This window comes from Prevotella illustrans (genome assembly GCF_017426725.1).
Lineage (GTDB): Bacteria > Bacteroidota > Bacteroidia > Bacteroidales > Bacteroidaceae > Prevotella > Prevotella illustrans.
On record NZ_JAERMS010000001.1, the window covers coordinates 102,309 to 118,257 of the forward strand.

General features: G+C 49.6%; 10 protein-coding genes and 1 pseudogene. 5 read left to right on the forward strand and 6 right to left on the reverse strand.

The genetic code is table 11. From position 1 onward, the window contains the following. Positions 1 to 19: 19 nt before the first annotated feature. Positions 20 to 2,359 carry a glycoside hydrolase family 3 N-terminal domain-containing protein gene (locus JHU38_RS00340; protein WP_107581563.1) on the forward strand — a complete coding sequence of 780 codons (2,340 nt, stop codon included), beginning with the start codon at positions 20 to 22 and terminating at the stop codon, positions 2,357 to 2,359. Positions 2,360 to 2,819: 460 nt separating this feature from the next. Here JHU38_RS00340 and JHU38_RS00345 read toward each other — a convergent pair whose 3' ends face one another. Next, positions 2,820 to 3,296 carry a hypothetical protein gene (locus JHU38_RS00345; protein ID WP_107581561.1) on the reverse strand — a complete coding sequence of 159 codons (477 nt, stop codon included), beginning with the start codon at positions 3,294 to 3,296 and terminating at the stop codon, positions 2,820 to 2,822. Positions 3,297 to 3,463: 167 nt separating this feature from the next. On the opposite strand from JHU38_RS00345, the gene JHU38_RS00350 reads away from it, so the two are divergent. The 4 genes from JHU38_RS00350 to JHU38_RS00365 all read left to right on the forward strand — a co-directional run bounded on the left by JHU38_RS00350 (position 3,464) and on the right by JHU38_RS00365 (position 10,710). Next, the gene (locus tag JHU38_RS00350) at positions 3,464 to 6,142 is read left to right on the forward strand and encodes a SusC/RagA family TonB-linked outer membrane protein (RefSeq protein ID WP_107581560.1); all 2,679 of its coding nucleotides are present in this window, start codon (positions 3,464 to 3,466) and stop codon (positions 6,140 to 6,142) included. Between the two features lie 14 nt (positions 6,143 to 6,156). Beyond that, positions 6,157 to 7,764: a RagB/SusD family nutrient uptake outer membrane protein gene (locus JHU38_RS00355; RefSeq protein ID WP_107581559.1), complete on the forward strand. Its 1,608-nt coding sequence runs from the start codon at positions 6,157 to 6,159 to the stop codon at positions 7,762 to 7,764. 96 nt (positions 7,765 to 7,860) lie between these two features. Further along, positions 7,861 to 9,042 (forward strand): TlpA disulfide reductase family protein, encoded by a 1,182-nt coding sequence (locus tag JHU38_RS00360; protein ID WP_107581558.1) that lies wholly within the window; start codon positions 7,861 to 7,863, stop codon positions 9,040 to 9,042. Positions 9,043 to 9,201: 159 nt separating this feature from the next. Next, entirely contained in the window at positions 9,202 to 10,710 is a 1,509-nt protein-coding gene (locus JHU38_RS00365; protein WP_232369790.1) for a Gfo/Idh/MocA family protein, read from the forward strand. 394 nt (positions 10,711 to 11,104) lie between these two features. Here the strand turns inward: JHU38_RS00365 and JHU38_RS00370 are convergent, their stop codons facing one another. The 5 genes and pseudogenes from JHU38_RS00370 to JHU38_RS00390 all read right to left on the reverse strand — a co-directional run bounded on the left by JHU38_RS00370 (position 11,105) and on the right by JHU38_RS00390 (position 15,816). Further along, positions 11,105 to 12,118: a relaxase/mobilization nuclease domain-containing protein gene (locus tag JHU38_RS00370; RefSeq protein ID WP_207859246.1), complete on the reverse strand. Its 1,014-nt coding sequence runs from the start codon at positions 12,116 to 12,118 to the stop codon at positions 11,105 to 11,107. After that, positions 12,102 to 12,533 carry a plasmid mobilization protein gene (locus JHU38_RS00375; protein WP_207859248.1) on the reverse strand — a complete coding sequence of 144 codons (432 nt, stop codon included), beginning with the start codon at positions 12,531 to 12,533 and terminating at the stop codon, positions 12,102 to 12,104. The genes JHU38_RS00370 and JHU38_RS00375 overlap by 17 nt, the downstream gene beginning before the upstream one ends. Positions 12,534 to 12,892: 359 nt before the next feature. Next, positions 12,893 to 13,354 (reverse strand): DUF3408 domain-containing protein, encoded by a 462-nt coding sequence (locus JHU38_RS00380; RefSeq protein WP_004354666.1) that lies wholly within the window; start codon positions 13,352 to 13,354, stop codon positions 12,893 to 12,895. 4 nt (positions 13,355 to 13,358) lie between these two features. Continuing rightward, positions 13,359 to 14,327 (reverse strand): toprim domain-containing protein, encoded by a 969-nt coding sequence (locus tag JHU38_RS00385; protein ID WP_023925800.1) that lies wholly within the window; start codon positions 14,325 to 14,327, stop codon positions 13,359 to 13,361. A gap of 183 nt (positions 14,328 to 14,510) precedes the next feature. Further along, positions 14,511 to 15,816 (reverse strand): annotated as a pseudogene (locus JHU38_RS00390) (VapE domain-containing protein). Between the last annotated feature and the right edge of the window lie 133 nt (positions 15,817 to 15,949).

The following is a 15,949-nucleotide window of genomic DNA, read 5'->3' on the forward strand; positions in this document are numbered from 1 at the left end:
ACTCCATCAACTTTTTCAAATGAAAAAACTAACGTGGATTCTTTCTGTACTTTGCCTCACATTGTCGGCAAACGCGGCCAAGAAAAAAGTACTTCCATACCAAGATAGGAATCTTCCCGTGGAGCAACGTGTCAGCGACCTGCTTTCCCGCATGACCCTTGAAGAGAAAATCGGACAACTACGCTGTACGCTGGCGTGGAACTATTATGACATACGGGATAAGAACGTGATACCGACCGACCTATTCAAACAGGACATTAAGGACGGTAACATCGGCATGTTGTGGGCCACCTACCGTGCCGACCCATGGACCCGGAAGTCGCTTACCAATGGTCTGAATCCAGAACTGGCCGCCAAATGCGGCAACGCCTTGCAAAAGTACGTGAAGGAAAATACCCGTCTGGGTATTCCACTCTTCCTCGCCGAGGAGGCACCGCACGGGCACATGGCCATCGGAACAACCGTTTTCCCCACAGGGTTGGGTATGGCGGCCACGTGGAATCCCACTCTGATTGAGCAGGCAGGACGCGTCATTGCCAAGGAAATACGCCTTCAAGGAGGGCATATCAGCTACGGGCCCGTGTTGGATGTCAGTCGTGACCCACGATGGAGCCGCGTGGAGGAATCGTATGGCGAAGACCCCACGCTCACGAGTTACATGGGCGAGGCCATGGTGCGTGGACTGGGTGCGGGCAAGCTAAGCGATCCTTACGCCACACTGGCCACTCTGAAGCATTTCATCGGCTACGGCACCACCGAAAGCGGCCAAAACGGCAACCCAACATTCCTCGGCATGCGCGAGATACACGAGAACTTTCTGCCCCCTTTCAAACGGGCCATCGATGCCGGAGCCCTTTCAGTCATGACATCGTACAACTCACTCGACGGCATTCCTTGTACGGCCAACAGCTATTTCCTGACCGATATATTGCATAAAGAGTGGAATTTCCACGGTTTCGTGGTATCCGACCTCTATAGTATCGATGGAATCTGGCAAACACATCACGTTGCCGCCACCCGACAGCAGGCCGGCGTGATGGCACTCCATGCGGGAGTAGACGTCGATTTGGGCGCACTGGCCTACGAAGGACTGGTCGAGGCTGTGAAGAAAGGGGAAGCTATCGAGGCCAGAATCGACACGGCTTGCGCACGAATCCTGCGTATGAAGTTCGAGATGGGCCTCTTCGAGCATCCATACGTTAACCCGAAGGCAGCCCGCGACGTGCGTAATGCCGACAATATCGCGGTGGCCCACCAGACGGCTTTGGAGCTGATTACGCTGTTAGAGAACAAAAACCACACGCTACCGCTGCGCAAGGACATGCGAGTAGCGGTCATCGGCCCCAACGCCGACAATGTCTACAACCTTCTTGGCGACTATACCGCGCCACAACCGGAGGGTAATGTAAAAACCATTTTGGCCGGCGTAAAGACCAAACTGCCGACTGCTAATATAGAATATGTGAAAGGCTGCGCCGTCAGAGACACCAACGACTGCAACATTGATGAAGCCGTGGCAGCAGCCCGACGAGCCGACGCCATTATTGTAGCAGTGGGCGGATCGAGCGCCCGCGACTTCAAGACGAGTTATAAGGAAACCGGTGCCGCCGTGAGCGATAGCAAAAGTCTGGGCGATATGGACTGCGGCGAAGGTTTCGATCGTGCTACGCTCACGCTGTTGGGTCGCCAGCAGGAACTGCTCGAGGCCTTAAAACAGACCGGCAAGCCCTTAGTGGTGGTCTATATCGAAGGTCGACCGCTCGAAAAGACATGGGCCGCAGAGCATGCCGACGCCCTCCTGACAGCCTACTACCCCGGACAGCAGGGCGGGCAGGCCATTGCCGACGTGCTCTTCGGCGACTACAACCCCGCCGGACGCCTGCCCGTGAGCGTGGCCCGCCACATCGGACAGTTGCCGGTGTACTACAACAAGAAGGCTCCTGCCGCCCACAACTACGTTGAAATGAGCGCCAAACCGCTCTATAGCTTCGGTTACGGACTGAGTTATACGACCTTCGCATACACCAATCTACAGATAACGAAGAAAGATAAATACACGCTCGATGTCAGTTTCGACGTAACCAACACAGGTAACTGTGACGGCGATGAGGTGGCCCAGCTTTACCTCCGCGATGAACTGGCCTCAACCGTACAGCCCCTCTTACAGTTGAAACACTTTGAAAGGGCAATGATCAAACGTGGCGAAACCCATCACTTCACCTTCACGCTGACAGCCGATGACCTGTCCATAGTCAATGCCGAGATGAAACGCGTGGTGGAACCGGGAGATTTCACCATCATGGTGGGAGCAAGCTCAGACCAAATCAAACTCAACGGCAAGCTGACAGTAGAGAAATAACTCGTAATTTTTCTTAGGTCTCTGTCTAATTTCCCTATGAAAAATCTATACAAACCGCTCGTTTATTTTGCGTTAAGAAAAAAGTTTTCGCAAATAAGCCAAGCATTTGGGTAGTTGGCAGAAAAACAATAAGCTGTTGATAATCAGTGATTTGTTAGAAATGGCAGCTCAAAAGTTGAGTAAAAGCGGCCCAAAACATCAATAAAAACGGCTCAAAGCAGCCCTTTTACCTTGTCAAAGTATCACTATGACCATGCGAAAGCATAGCTTTTAGCGTGTAAAAGGGCTGCTTTTACCATGCAAAAGCTATGCTTTGACCCCGAAAAAAGCGAAAAACGACAGCATGAAAGGATAAAAAACGGCTTTTCATCCTTGTTTTTCGCTCTAATTGAAGCATTTTTAGAGGCCGTTTTTGTGATAGGATTTTTACATTTTCTACGCCTTTCGTTCTCGGAAACGATTATCCTTTGACCAACTGCCACAGCCGAATGGCCAAGTCGCGCGCGTATTCGTTGTCGTAACCCACAGGCAAACGCAGCGTCTCCTGTTTGGTGAAAATCAGCAATTGATACTCGCCGATGGTGTAAGGTGTGGCACTATTGACGAAACTAATGTCAAGAATCGTGTCGAAAGGGTAGATGCGGCCTTGCACGATCAGCCGCCGGGCGTCGGTATAGACGAGGATGACACCGGTAAGTTCGTTGCCCAGCGCGGCATTGAGCGTTATCGTATCGTTGGGTTCTCCCATGTCCTCTACGACTTCCGCTAACGAATGATAGACCGTTTGTATCGTCAAATTCTTGCCTTTGCGCTTCTCCTTCCAGCGCAAAGCTATGTAAGCCAGTGGGAAAATCAGCACTAAAAGGGCCACAAAACCGAGAAATTGCACTAATAAAAAGGCAGCAACGGCTGCCAGAAGCCAACGAGATTTGCCCATACTTATTTGTTTTTGGTTATGTCCTGCTACAAATATACATCTTTTTATATAGAAAAGCCGCGTTAAAAAAATGGATATTGACATGGTGTATTGATATTTTCACTATATTTGCGATAATTAATCATTTGCCTCACAATCAGTTATTATCCTTTTTTACCTACACCGCCATGCCAAAAAACAATCTTCTCCTCGTGTTACTTTTGGGCACAGCCCTTCCGCTACAAGCCCAAACCATCGTCAAAAAGGATTCTACGGCCTTGAAAATAGGCTACACCAAGGGTATATCGGGGCTCATTACGGGTTCGGTAGACCAAGTGACGGAACAGCAACTGAATAAAGGTCTGAACATCAACGCGCTGAGTGCGCTGAACGGTCAATCCGCGGGTGTGAGCGTATCGACAGGCCCTAATCAGGAAGCCATGCTCAATGCGGTGCGCGTGCGCGTGCGTGGTACAACGTCGCTCACGGGAGGCAACGATCCGCTTGTCATTATCGACGGCGTGTCGTCCGACTTGGCCACCTTGAGCACCATCTATCCCGCTGATATTGAGCGTTTCACCATCCTGAAAGACGCTTCTGAAACGGCGCAATACGGTTCGCGCGGCGCTTCGGGCGTTATTGAGGTGACCACCAAGAAGGGAAAGGGCGAACGATTCCACATCAGTTACGACGGTAACGTAGGGTGGGAGGCCGTCTACAAACGCGTCGGAATGCTTTCGGGCAGCGAGTTTCGCCAAGCGGCGGCCAATCTGGGCATGACGATCGCGGACCATGGTGGCGATACCGACTTCAGGCGATCCATCGAACGCACGGGATGGGTGCAGAATCACCACGTCGCCTTTGGCGGAGGAAGCGACCAAAGCAACTATCGGGCGTCTGTCGGCGTGATGGAGCATCGGATGGTCGTGAAGGAAAACGCCTATCGCAACTACATCGCCAAGCTCGACATCACGCAAAAAGCCTTCGACGAACGGCTCTCCGTCGACCTTGGTATCTTCGGAAGCATTCAGAAGAGCAAGCCGATTCCGTTTCCAGGGAGACTTTTCTACTCGGCTGCCGCGTTCAATCCGACGTTCAGCAATGGGCTCAACGCCGCCGGCGGATGGGATCAGGTGCCTGAAGCGTCGTGGATTACCAACCCCAACTCGCTGCTCAAGATGGAGAACGATAAGGATGACGGCCACTTCAATGCCCATCTGCGAATGAGCATGGACTTAGGACGAGGGCTCAGCGTGACCGCTTTCGGTTCTTATTCCTACAACACGGGCAACCTCTCACACTACTATCCCACCTTTGTATGGTCGCACGGCGAGGCTTATCGGGGCGATGACAAGAGCGAAGATATGCTTGCCAACCTGTCGATTAACTACCGAACCAGCCGAGGAGCGCACCAGTTGGAGCTGTTGGGACTGGCGGAAGTGCAGCACAGCGTAGGAAAGGGTTTCCATACGCAGGTGAGCAACTTCACGACCGACGCTTTTGGCTATCACAATCTGGCTGCCGGAGCCGTCCGTCTGTGGGAAGGCACGGGGTCGTATTACCAAGACTCTCACATGGAATCGTTTCTGGCACACGCCCAGTACGTGTTGGCCAATCGTTATATCTTGTCGCTCAACGCGCGTGCCGATGGTTCTTCCAAGGTGGGACGCAACAATCGGTGGGGCTTCTTCCCTTCGGTGTCGGGCGCATGGGTCATCGACAAGGAGCCATGGATGCAGCCGCTGCGACAGATCAGCAAGCTGAAGCTGCGCATGGGCTATGGTGTGTCGGGTAATCTGGGCGGTATCGATGCCTATATCTCACAACAGTCGGTCATGCCCAACGGCGTAGTGTCGGTGGGCGGCACACTAACGACGACGTTGGGAATCATCCGCAACGCCAACCCCGACCTGAAATGGGAAATCAAACGCACGTTTAACGTCGGACTCGATATGGGTTTTTGGAACAACCGCGTGGTGCTGACAGCCGACTACTACACGTCGCACACCTCCAATATGCTCTATCTTTACGACGCCAGTGTGCCGCCGTTTATCTACGATAAGGTGCTGGCCAACCTCGGTTCGATGCGCAACAGCGGACTTGAAATCGGTTTCGGAATCACGCCCTTGCGCACGAAAGACATGGAACTGAGTGTCAATATGAATATGGCTTTTGTGCGCGACAAACTCGTTTCGCTCAACGGCTACTTCAACGGAGAGTACCTCACAACGCCCGATATCAAAGGAATCGCGGCCCTCGGTGGCGCCGGCTTCCACGGAGCGAGCGACGCCGTGTTCCAGATGGTGGGCCAACCGCTGGGCGTTTTCTATCTTCCCCACTGCAAAGGCCTCATCCGCAATGACGACGGAAGCTATCGCTACGACGTGACCAAGGAGAAATACATCTGCGGCCAGGCCACGCCCAAGGCCACACTCGGCTCGAACATCGCCTTCAGATACAAGGCTTTCGACGTGACCATGCAGACCAACGGAGCCTTCGGTCACAAGATTTACAACGGAACGGCCCTCTCTTACATGAACATGTTGTCGCTGCCCAACTACAATGTTATGAAAGGCGCGCCACAGAAGAATATCCAAGACCAGACGATCAGCGACTACTGGCTCGAACGCGGCGACTATCTCAACATCGATTATCTGACTTTGGGCTGGACTGTACCGGTGAAAACGACCTACATCCGCAGCCTCCGACTCTCGCTGTCGGTCAACAATCTGGCCACCATCACGGGTTACAGCGGCCTCACTCCGATGATCAACTCTTCGGTTATCGACGGCACGCTGGGCCTCGATGACAAGCGCAACTATCCCGTCTATCGCTCTTATGCCTTCGGATTAAGCATTAAATTCTAAACCATCGCTCGCCCATGAAACGTTTTCTTTTTCCTTCCTTACTGGTGATATTGCTGGTTTCGTGTTCGCTCAATGAGCATCCGAAAGACCAGATTCCCGAAGAACAAGCCTACACCACGGCCCGACAATTATATCAGAACACCGTGGCGACACTCTATAATTATATAGGTGGCGACGCCGACGGTCAGGGACTGCAGGGTACTTGCCGTGGAGTCTACGACCTGAATACCTTTGGTAGCGACGAGGCCATGCTGCCCACGCGTGGCGGCGACTGGTATGATGGCGGCCTCTGGCAAGCTATGTACAAACATTCGTGGGCTCCCGGCCACGACCTTTGCAAGAACGCGTGGCTCTATCTCTACAAGGTCATCACGCTCTGCAACCGTTCGCTCGAAACATTGCAGGCCCACGGCAACCTTGTCGACGCGGCCACGCTACGCGGTTATCAGGCAGAGGTGCGTGCCTGTCGTGCGATGTACTACTGGTATCTGATGGATCTCTTCGGCAACGTGCCGCTTATCACGTCATCAGACGTGTCGATGAGTCAGGTGACGCAGGAAAAACGCAGTATTACCTTTGCCTTCATCGTCAAGGAATTGCAGACCGTACTGCCCGATTTGGCCGACGAGAACAGCGTGAAATCGGGCTATTACTATGGTCGGGTGACGCGTCCTGTGGCCTGTTTTATACTGGCTAAGCTCATGCTTAATGCCGAAGTGTACGGCGATGATGACTGGACCGACGGGCAACGACCCGACGGCAGCCGGATGAAGTTCAGCGTCGACGGACAAACGATGAACGCCTGGCAGGCAACCGTGTACTATTGCGACAAGCTCGATGCCTCCTTCGCGCTCATGCCTAATTATCGTGACAATTTCTTGGTGCACAACGAGACGTCAACGGAAAACATCTTCGTCATTCCCATGGACAAAAACTTCTATCGTCAGCAACAACAGAACCTCTTCCGATCGTACCATTATCGCCACGCGGCAGCCTATGGCTTCACCGGCGAGAACGGATCGTGCGCCACGCGCAAGGCTTTGGAGGTGTTTGGATATGCCACTAAGGCAGAGGATCCACGCTTCGGGGAAAACTATTTTGCCGGTCCGGTGGTCGATCTCAATGGCAATGCCGTGGCGGATCGTGGCGGAAAGCAGCTCGTTTACTATCCCACAGCCGTCGAAATGAATCTGAGCGGCAGCCCGTATGTAGAAACGGCAGGGGCCAGAATGCGTAAGTATGAGGTTGACAAGAATGCTCTGAAGGACGGAAAACTGATGGACAACGACATCGTTTTGTTCCGTCTGGCCGACGCTTTGCTCATGCGGGCTGAGGCAAAAGTAAGGATGGGGCAGTCGGGGCAGTCGGATTTCGACCGTGTGCGCAGCCGTTCCACCGGCGCCCATCGTGAGGCAACGCTGTTGAATATCCTTGACGAGCGACTGTTGGAGCTGGCTTGGGAGGGCTGGCGCCGTCAGGATCTCATCCGGTTTGGTCTCTTCCGTTCGTTGTATGATGGCAACGATCGAGTGAAAGAGGACGACGGACACACCACCGTCTATCCCATACCGGCCGATGTCAGGGCGATGAATGTCAAACTCGTACAAAACAAGGGCTATTAAGCCTTCCTAAGTTTTTTGCATAATGCTGTTCTCGTTTCCAAATATATTACGTATCTTTGCAGCATTACTGCAAAATTGAAATACATACGATAAACAATGAAGATAAACAAAGCCTTTTATGGGGGCGCCATTCTCCTGATGGCGCTCTGCGCTACCTCCTGTAACAACAAGAATTTCCAAGTAAACGGAACGATTTCCGAAGCTAAGGACTCCATCCTTTATCTTGAAAACATGTCGCTGAATGGCCCTCAAGTGGTGGACTCCGTGAAGTTGGGCGAAGACGGTTCGTTTGCTTTCAGCGAGAAAAGCATTGCCGATAACCCTGAGTTTTATCGACTGAGAATCGCCAATCAGATTATTAACGTGAGCATCGATTCGACAGAAACCGTCACCTTTAAGGCTGCTTATCCTACGATGGCTATGAATTATGAGGTGTCGGGATCGGACAACTGCGCCAAGATAAAGGAACTAACACTCTTGCAACAAGGCCTTCAGGCCAGGCTGAACGCCATTGCCAAGGATATCAATCTGGGCGTTGACGCAGTAGAAAATAGCATAAATCAGGAACTGACAGCCTACAAGGACAACGTGAAACGTAACTATATCTTCAAGGAACCCATGAAGGCGTATAGTTACTTTGCCCTGTTCCAGACCGTTGCTTTGGGCATGCAGCAGGCTCTTATCTTCAATCCGCGCAGCAATGAAGCCGACATCAAGGTCTACGCGGCAGTGGCAACGAGTTGGGATACCTATTATCCGAACGCCGAACGCGGTAAGAATCTCCACAACATTGCTATCGAAGGAATGAAGGATATGCGCATCGTGAAAGCACGTCAGCAGGAGCGATACATTGACGCCGAGAAGGTACAATCGGCCGGTATCATCGATATAGCCTTGCCCGACAATAAAGGTAACGTGCGCAAATTGTCGTCGCTGCGTGGTAAGGTGGTGTTGCTCGACTTCCATCTCTTCGCCGCCAATCATAGTATGGAACGTATTATGATGTTGCGCGACCTCTATAATAAGTATCACGCGCAGGGATTGGAAATCTATCAGGTGTCGGTCGACCCCAATGAGCACTTCTGGAAGACACAGACTGCAGCCCTTCCATGGGTGAACGTGCGTGACGAAAACGGTAGCGACAGCCAACTGATGCGCACATACAACATCCTTCAGATTCCTACTTATTTCCTGATAGACCGCAACAATACGCTTGTGAAGCGCGACGCGCAGGTGAAGGATATCGATGCCGACATCAAAGCGCTGTTGGCCCGATAAGCAACGGCAGCCGAAAAGTATAACCATGTATCGCCCGGAAGAGTGCGATGCATGGTTTTTCACATGAAAATTCAACCTTGTTTCCCCCTTCGGGAACAATCATTATCAATCCGCAATTATTACAATCCTAACTTAATCATGAAGAAATTCTTTGTTTACATGGGCTTGTTCTTCAGCACAATCCTGCCCGTTATGGGCCAGGAGGTTGCGTTCAACTGGCCTTATCAAGTAAAAGACGGTACAATCGTTACCGAAGTTCCTCAACGGCCGGCCGGCCAACAGTCTGCTTTGGGCCTCACGGCACCGAAGATGAAGACCGTAAGAGTGGCCTTTGTCGGCCTTGGCATGCGTGGCCCGGGTGCCGTTTTCCGCTGGACACACATCAATGGTACCGAAATTAAGGCTCTCTGCGACTACGAACGCGAGCGCGCCGAAGCCTGCAACAAATACCTTCGCGACGCCAGCATGCCGGCAGCTGACATCTACAGCGGGGAAGAAGGCTACAAAAAGCTCTGCGAACGCAAGGATATCGACCTCGTTTACATTGCTACCGACTGGCTCCACCATTTTGTTGTGGCCAAATATGCCTTAGAACAGGGCAAGCACGTGGCTATCGAAGTACCTTCGGCCATGAGTATGACCGAGATTTGGACACTCATCAACCTCTCCGAAAGCAAGCGTCTGCACTGCATGATGCTTGAAAACTGCTGCTACGACTTCTTTGAGCTCAACTCGCTCAACATGGCACAGCACGGCGTTTTCGGCGAAGTAATCTACGCTGCGGGTGCCTATCGTCACGACCTTTCTCCATTCTGGAAAGCCTATTGGAAAAAAGACGCCAGCGATAAGTTAGGCTGGCGCCTCGACTATAACCAGAAATTCCGTGGCGATGTGTACGCTACACACGGCCTCGGCCCCATCGCGCAGGCACTGGATATTCACCGTGGCGACCGCATGACTACGCTTGTGGCCATGGATACCAAGTCGGTGAACGGCAAAAAGTGGGTTGAGCAGATGTCGGGTAAGCCATGCAAGGACTTTGCTAACGGCGATCACACCGTTACGATGATACGCACTGAGGAAGGTAAAATGATGGAAATCCACCACAATACGATGACTCCACAGCCTTATAGCCGTATGTATCAGTTGGTGGGAACAACGGGGTTTGCCAATAAATATCCTATAGAAGGCTATGCCTTGTCGGGCGAAGACATGAAGAAAGCCGGTGTGAAGCCGTCTGCCGACGACCTTTCTGGTCACAGCTTTATGAAGAATGTTGACCGCAAGGCGCTGGAAGCAAAGTATGAAAGCCCCATCATCAAGCGCTATGAGGCCAAAGCCAAAGAGGTAGGTGGCCACGGTGGTATGGACTTCATCATGGACAGCCGCCTGGTTTATTGTCTCCAGCATGGTCTTCCCCTTGACATGGACGTCTACGACCTGGCCGAATGGTGCTGCTTGGCCGAACTCGGCAGTCTCTCCATGGACCACGGCTGCATGCCGGTGGCCGTGCCCGACTTCACCCGCGGCCAGTGGAACACCGTGAAAGGCTATCGCCACGCTTTCGCCACACCCGAAGAGGAGGCTGAAGTAGACAAGGCCAGTGCCGAATTCACCGCCAAACTGAAAGAGAAAGGCGCCAAATATTGGAAGAAAGTAAAGAAATAAGCGAATTGACGGGCTGACAAACAGACGAGTTGACAAGCTGTCGGCCCGACTCTCTTTCTTATTCATTTTCAAGCACATAGCCATTGTATTTTAAAAGGGTAACTTTGATATCGCGAAAGCTATGCTTTTACACGATAAAAGCAGCCCTTTTACCTTGCAAGATATTTATTAAAGTGTATCTAATTGAAAATAAAGAAGTTACCTTACTGATACAACTAAACTGGTAACGATTTAGAAACGAGCGAACTACTTGGCTCCGCTGTTTTCTGCCTAACAAAGAACGCTTGTTATTCTGTTTGCAAAGATAATACTTTGCTGGCGAATAACAAGCGTTTTTAATGAGAAATTCTTCATTCTGCATTTTTGTAATGCTGTTTTTGTCACTGTAATGGGATTATAATCCTCGTCCTCGCTTCTTCTTTCTGTTGGCTTGGTTTCTGAGTTTACGCTGCCATGCTGCTTCGGTATAGTCATCGCCATGTGTGGATGGTGTAATCAAATCGCCCAATCCTTCCACCACTTCATCGGCTGCGCCAACAATGGCGTCTGCCACTGCACCAATGGGATTCTGTACTCGTGGAGTGTCATTGTCTCGTGAGATAGAGGAATGGCTTGGAGGAACAAGTTGATAGCCTGCAGCATGTAGTTCTTTCTTTTCGGTTGGTTCAAAGTTCTTCTGCAAGGAACGGTAGCCGAACTCCCTGCCTATCTCGGAAGCTTTGAAGGATTGTCCTGCGTATGAGAATTTCAAGCCATAGACATTACCTTGCTTGTTCTTCATGCGCTCTATGGCGATGCCGTTCTTATTCAGCTCATAGAGGAACATGGAGTGTCCCGTGATACCTGTACCTTTGTATTTTTCAAGCAAGGCATAGCAAATCTTCTGCACCTGCTGCTTCGTCTGCTCTCTCGTTGGACTGGCTTTTGTCTTTTGATATTTCTTCTCCGCCTTGACCTCCTTTGCGATGGTCAAGCCTTTCTCTCTGCTTATTTCCTCCGCCACCCTTGCAGCCCTGTTGCTTGCAAAAGTGGTATCATAAACCTCACCGTACAGACTGATGCGGTTGGCAATGATGTGAATATGTCTGTTGTCGGTGTCCTTGTGCGTTACCGCCACCCATTGATGGTTGTCAAGTCCCATTTGCTTGGCAAACAGATGGGCTATCCTCATCAATTCGGAAACAGGCAGCTTTTTCTCGTCCTGCGGTGCGATGCCTATTTCAATGCGGAGAAACTTGTTCCTGCAACGGCTGTTATGGTCGCTGACCACTTTCATTTCTTCATAAATCGTCTTTGCCTCCCTGCTGCAAAGATTGTGAAAAGCAAGCCGATAACCGAGTTTGCCCTCTCTGAAAATATAGTCCAAAGCCGTGCTGCCGTGTGCTATCGCCTTACATTTTCCTATCATCTCTTGTCAGATTTAAGACCTTATATACCTCATCGTCCACACGAAAATGAGGGTCGTAAAATCGCTTAAATGCTTCCTTTGCACATAGGGAAAGGTTCTTTGTGATATGTAGCCAATCCTCGTCCTTGACCTTGATGAGGTTGGAAACCTGCCCGTAGAACCTTCCTGTATGCTGGAGTATGGCAATGGCTTCCCTCTCATTGTCGGTCATTTTTGGAACGGCTGTAACTTCTCCGTTAAGGAGTATCTCACGGCAGTAGTCGGAGAACTTCCGCCCCGTGATTTCCGCCCTTGATTTGATACGCTGCTTTTCCTCTAAAGTGCATCTTACCTTGATGAACTCCGTCTTGTTCATCTGCTGCTCTTCCTTATTCTGTTGCTGCCATCGGGCAGTCTTTCCTTTGTTTTTGTTCATATAAGTTTCCTTGAAAGTTAATCATTATAGATGATTTGTTGTTGCTTAATTTCTGGACACTGACCGATGAGAACAGAGTGATTACTGTCTAATCTCCCCGGTAACAGAATGAGGGGAGCAAGCGCAGTTTGTGGGTACAAACTGACGTCTTGCAATGCTACCTAACAGACCGTTTACGCATAAAGCGTTTTGCCGTCCAAAAACGAATGCCGTGCATTCAGTATCTAACTGCGTTCGTGGTATTCCCACCGTTCAATGTATTCAGCAAAAAACTGTTATCGGTACTATCCTAAAAACGGTCGAGGATTTTGAGTGAAAGAGAAGCTTTTTCTGAAAGCCTTCGACCTTTTTCTTGAGGTTCACAGTTTTCTCCATTTCTCTATATCCTCACCGTATTCCTCCAAATGGATGCGCACAAGGTTTTCGATAAAGCTTGACACGTTGGAACCCTTGTCACCCAACCTACGGACAATGAAGTCCGCACGTTCCTGTGTCTCCCTGCTCAGATAGACCGCCTTTCTCTCGCTTAGCTTTGTTGGAACAAGGAACGCCTGCTTGTATGCTTCGAGTGTCTCTTTTCTCATCTTAGCACTGATGCGTCTTTGAACGGTTGCGTTCTCTGTATGCTGTGCAGACTCGGCTGGCGTGGCATGCTCTATGGCATGCTCTGTTTCTTGTTGTTTTTGCTCTTGAATATTTTTCATTCCCCTTGCCCGAAATTCAGCGGCGGTTTGTTCATTTGAACTTTTAGCCGGGCTTACGCCAAAAGTTTCTCCTATGAAACGATCTATTTCTTCTATGTTTCTTCTTTCCTTTTTCATCACTCTATCTTATTTTAAGTTTGACTTGTTTTATTTTGTTACTTGTATTTGGAGTTTTCTCCAACTTTTTCTGTGGCTCACGGACACGGCTGACGTGATAATCGTTAAGGTCTTTGAAGACCCTATAATACACAGCCATATCTTCGACCTTAAAACCTGCGTTTACAAATTCCTGTACTGCTCTCTGCCCTGCATAGTCATTATCAAGAAAAGCACGAACAGAGGTTATATTCCTCTCGTTCAGGTAGTGAATACTTCTGGCCACATTGCTCACGGAGTTCATCACGAGGCATTGGTTGGAGATCTCCCCTTTCATTGAAAGAAAAGAGAGAAAGTCCATAAAGCCCTCGAACAAACAGACAGGTTGTGCCTTGTCCTCAAATATCGGAGTGATGTCTTTCGGGGCAATCGTTCCTTTGAATATTTTGTTGTCCCGAAGTTCATAGCCTCCCGAAGAATTGGCAAAGCCGATGGCTTCATATCTTCTTCCCCTTACCTCGTAACTGATACATTTAAGAAAGGGTGTTGCCTTTTCCAAATCAATGCAGCGTTCCTTTTTGAGGTACTCCTGCAAATGCGGTGGCAAGGTGTCTGATATGCTTGTCAGTCTCCTTGCTCCGCTTGCTGTTACATCCTTTCTTTGATTTGGACTGATAGATATTTCTCTCTTTGAAGAACTGTAGCTGTGCGCTGTATGCTCTAAAGCGTTCTGTCCCAAACGGCAGATGGCTTCCGAGAGCGTGCAGCCTTCCAAACACATATAAAGGTCGATGATGCTTCCACCCCTACCTTCGGCATAGTCTATCCAAAGGTTCTTTTCCCTGTCCACCTTGAAACTCGGATGAGTTTCCTCCCTGAACGGTGAGCGGTACATGGCATAGGCTGGTGTCCTGAGGACAGGCCTGATACCCTTCCTTTCGAGATAGTCCACGATGGAATATCGCTTGATAGCTGATAAATCTTCTTCTTTCATTGTGATATGTTTTAATTGAATTGATTGAATCTTTTTTATTTGAATGGTATTTGAAAGAATTGTCCTTTTCCAAAGTTTTTCCTTTCTAAACTTTTTCATCTTTCTTCTTACTACATACTATTTTGTGATAAGTGATTGATTATCAGTAATGCTTGATAGTGTAGGACGATACTACACATTCTACTACATTTGGCTACTACAACTATTGAGCAAAGGACATGGGAGTATTTTCCTTACCTTATACACATAGATAGGGCTGCCGCCCTCCCGTCGCTTACTTATTTTTTCAAAGCCTGCCTTTCTTAGAGCCTCACCCATGTGCTTCAAGGATAAGGGATAGTGCGTATAAAGTCCCAAGTAGGTGATTATCTCGGTAGTGGTCATATAAGAGCTACGAGGATTATCCTCCGTTGGTTTCTCAAAGCAACGCAACAAAAGCTCCATTTCTGCAATCTGTACTTGAAAGTCTTCACTCTCCCTATATAGCTCGGCTATCTCATCATCGTCAAACCAATAACGAAAACCTGACTTTAACAGGGCTTTGGCTTCAACATAGACATTATCCATTGAAATACGCTTGGCTTTCTCTGTGTCTATGGAAAGTACTTCAAAAGGGCAGGAACCTTCTGCTGCCTGTCGGGTCTGTAAGAAAGTCATTGCCGTTCACTGATGCCACGAAGCTTGCCAAGTGGGGATGCTCCTCCACGTACTTGTCATACGGCATACGGTACTTGACCATCGGACAGGTGATGAGGTTTTTCAGCTCATTCTCATCTCGCTTATTGAGGGCTTTGAGCTGGTCATCTATATTTACGATAAGGTTCTGACCGATATAAGTGAGTGTGTCTTTCTCCTGCGGATATATCTTGCCCGTGTAGCTGTAACCATGCAGTGCTGGCGGACAGAGCAGGTCAAGGAACGTGGTCTTGAACTTTCCCTGCTCGCCTGTCAACACGAGGCAGGTATGGTTGCGACACTCGCGGTCGTCCATCGTATTAGCGACCACCGCCACAAGCCATTTGGTAAGATACGGCAACCATTTGTTAGAATTACGGACAACCACGCAGCTGGCCAAATCGGAAATTGCTTTCAGTGAAAAAGAAGATACATTACTATTCCTGCAACCAGCATCATCACAGCTACTGCTATCACCTATATCTATCAATGGCAATGCCTTGAAATACTCCTGCACAGGATTGATACGGGGAGAAAAGCTGCTTTCAATGATGGAATAAAGGTTCTCGGAAGAAGTTGCTATGTTTTTATCGCAATCAAGTTCCCTGCGAAGTGTGTTGATTTCATAACGACCAACCTTTACAAAACGATTATTACCCTTACTGCAATATTCGGTTCTGCCCAGTACAGTATTGTATCTGAACTCGTAATGTGTGGAGAGGTAGGTTTCTATCTCTGCGTTCTTGGAGGAACTCCTCATTCGATGAGGATTTCTCCTGCTGCCTGTATTGCCTGCATCTGCGTTCTTTTTCATTATTCCCTTGAATTAGTTTCCAAGAGTGAAGTTAGGGTGAGAATGCGTAACTTCCAAGCATTCAGAGCCCTCTTGCATAATGTTGCGCTCATCCGCTTTAAAATTCTTAGGAGAACAGGCTGTCAAGAAGGGC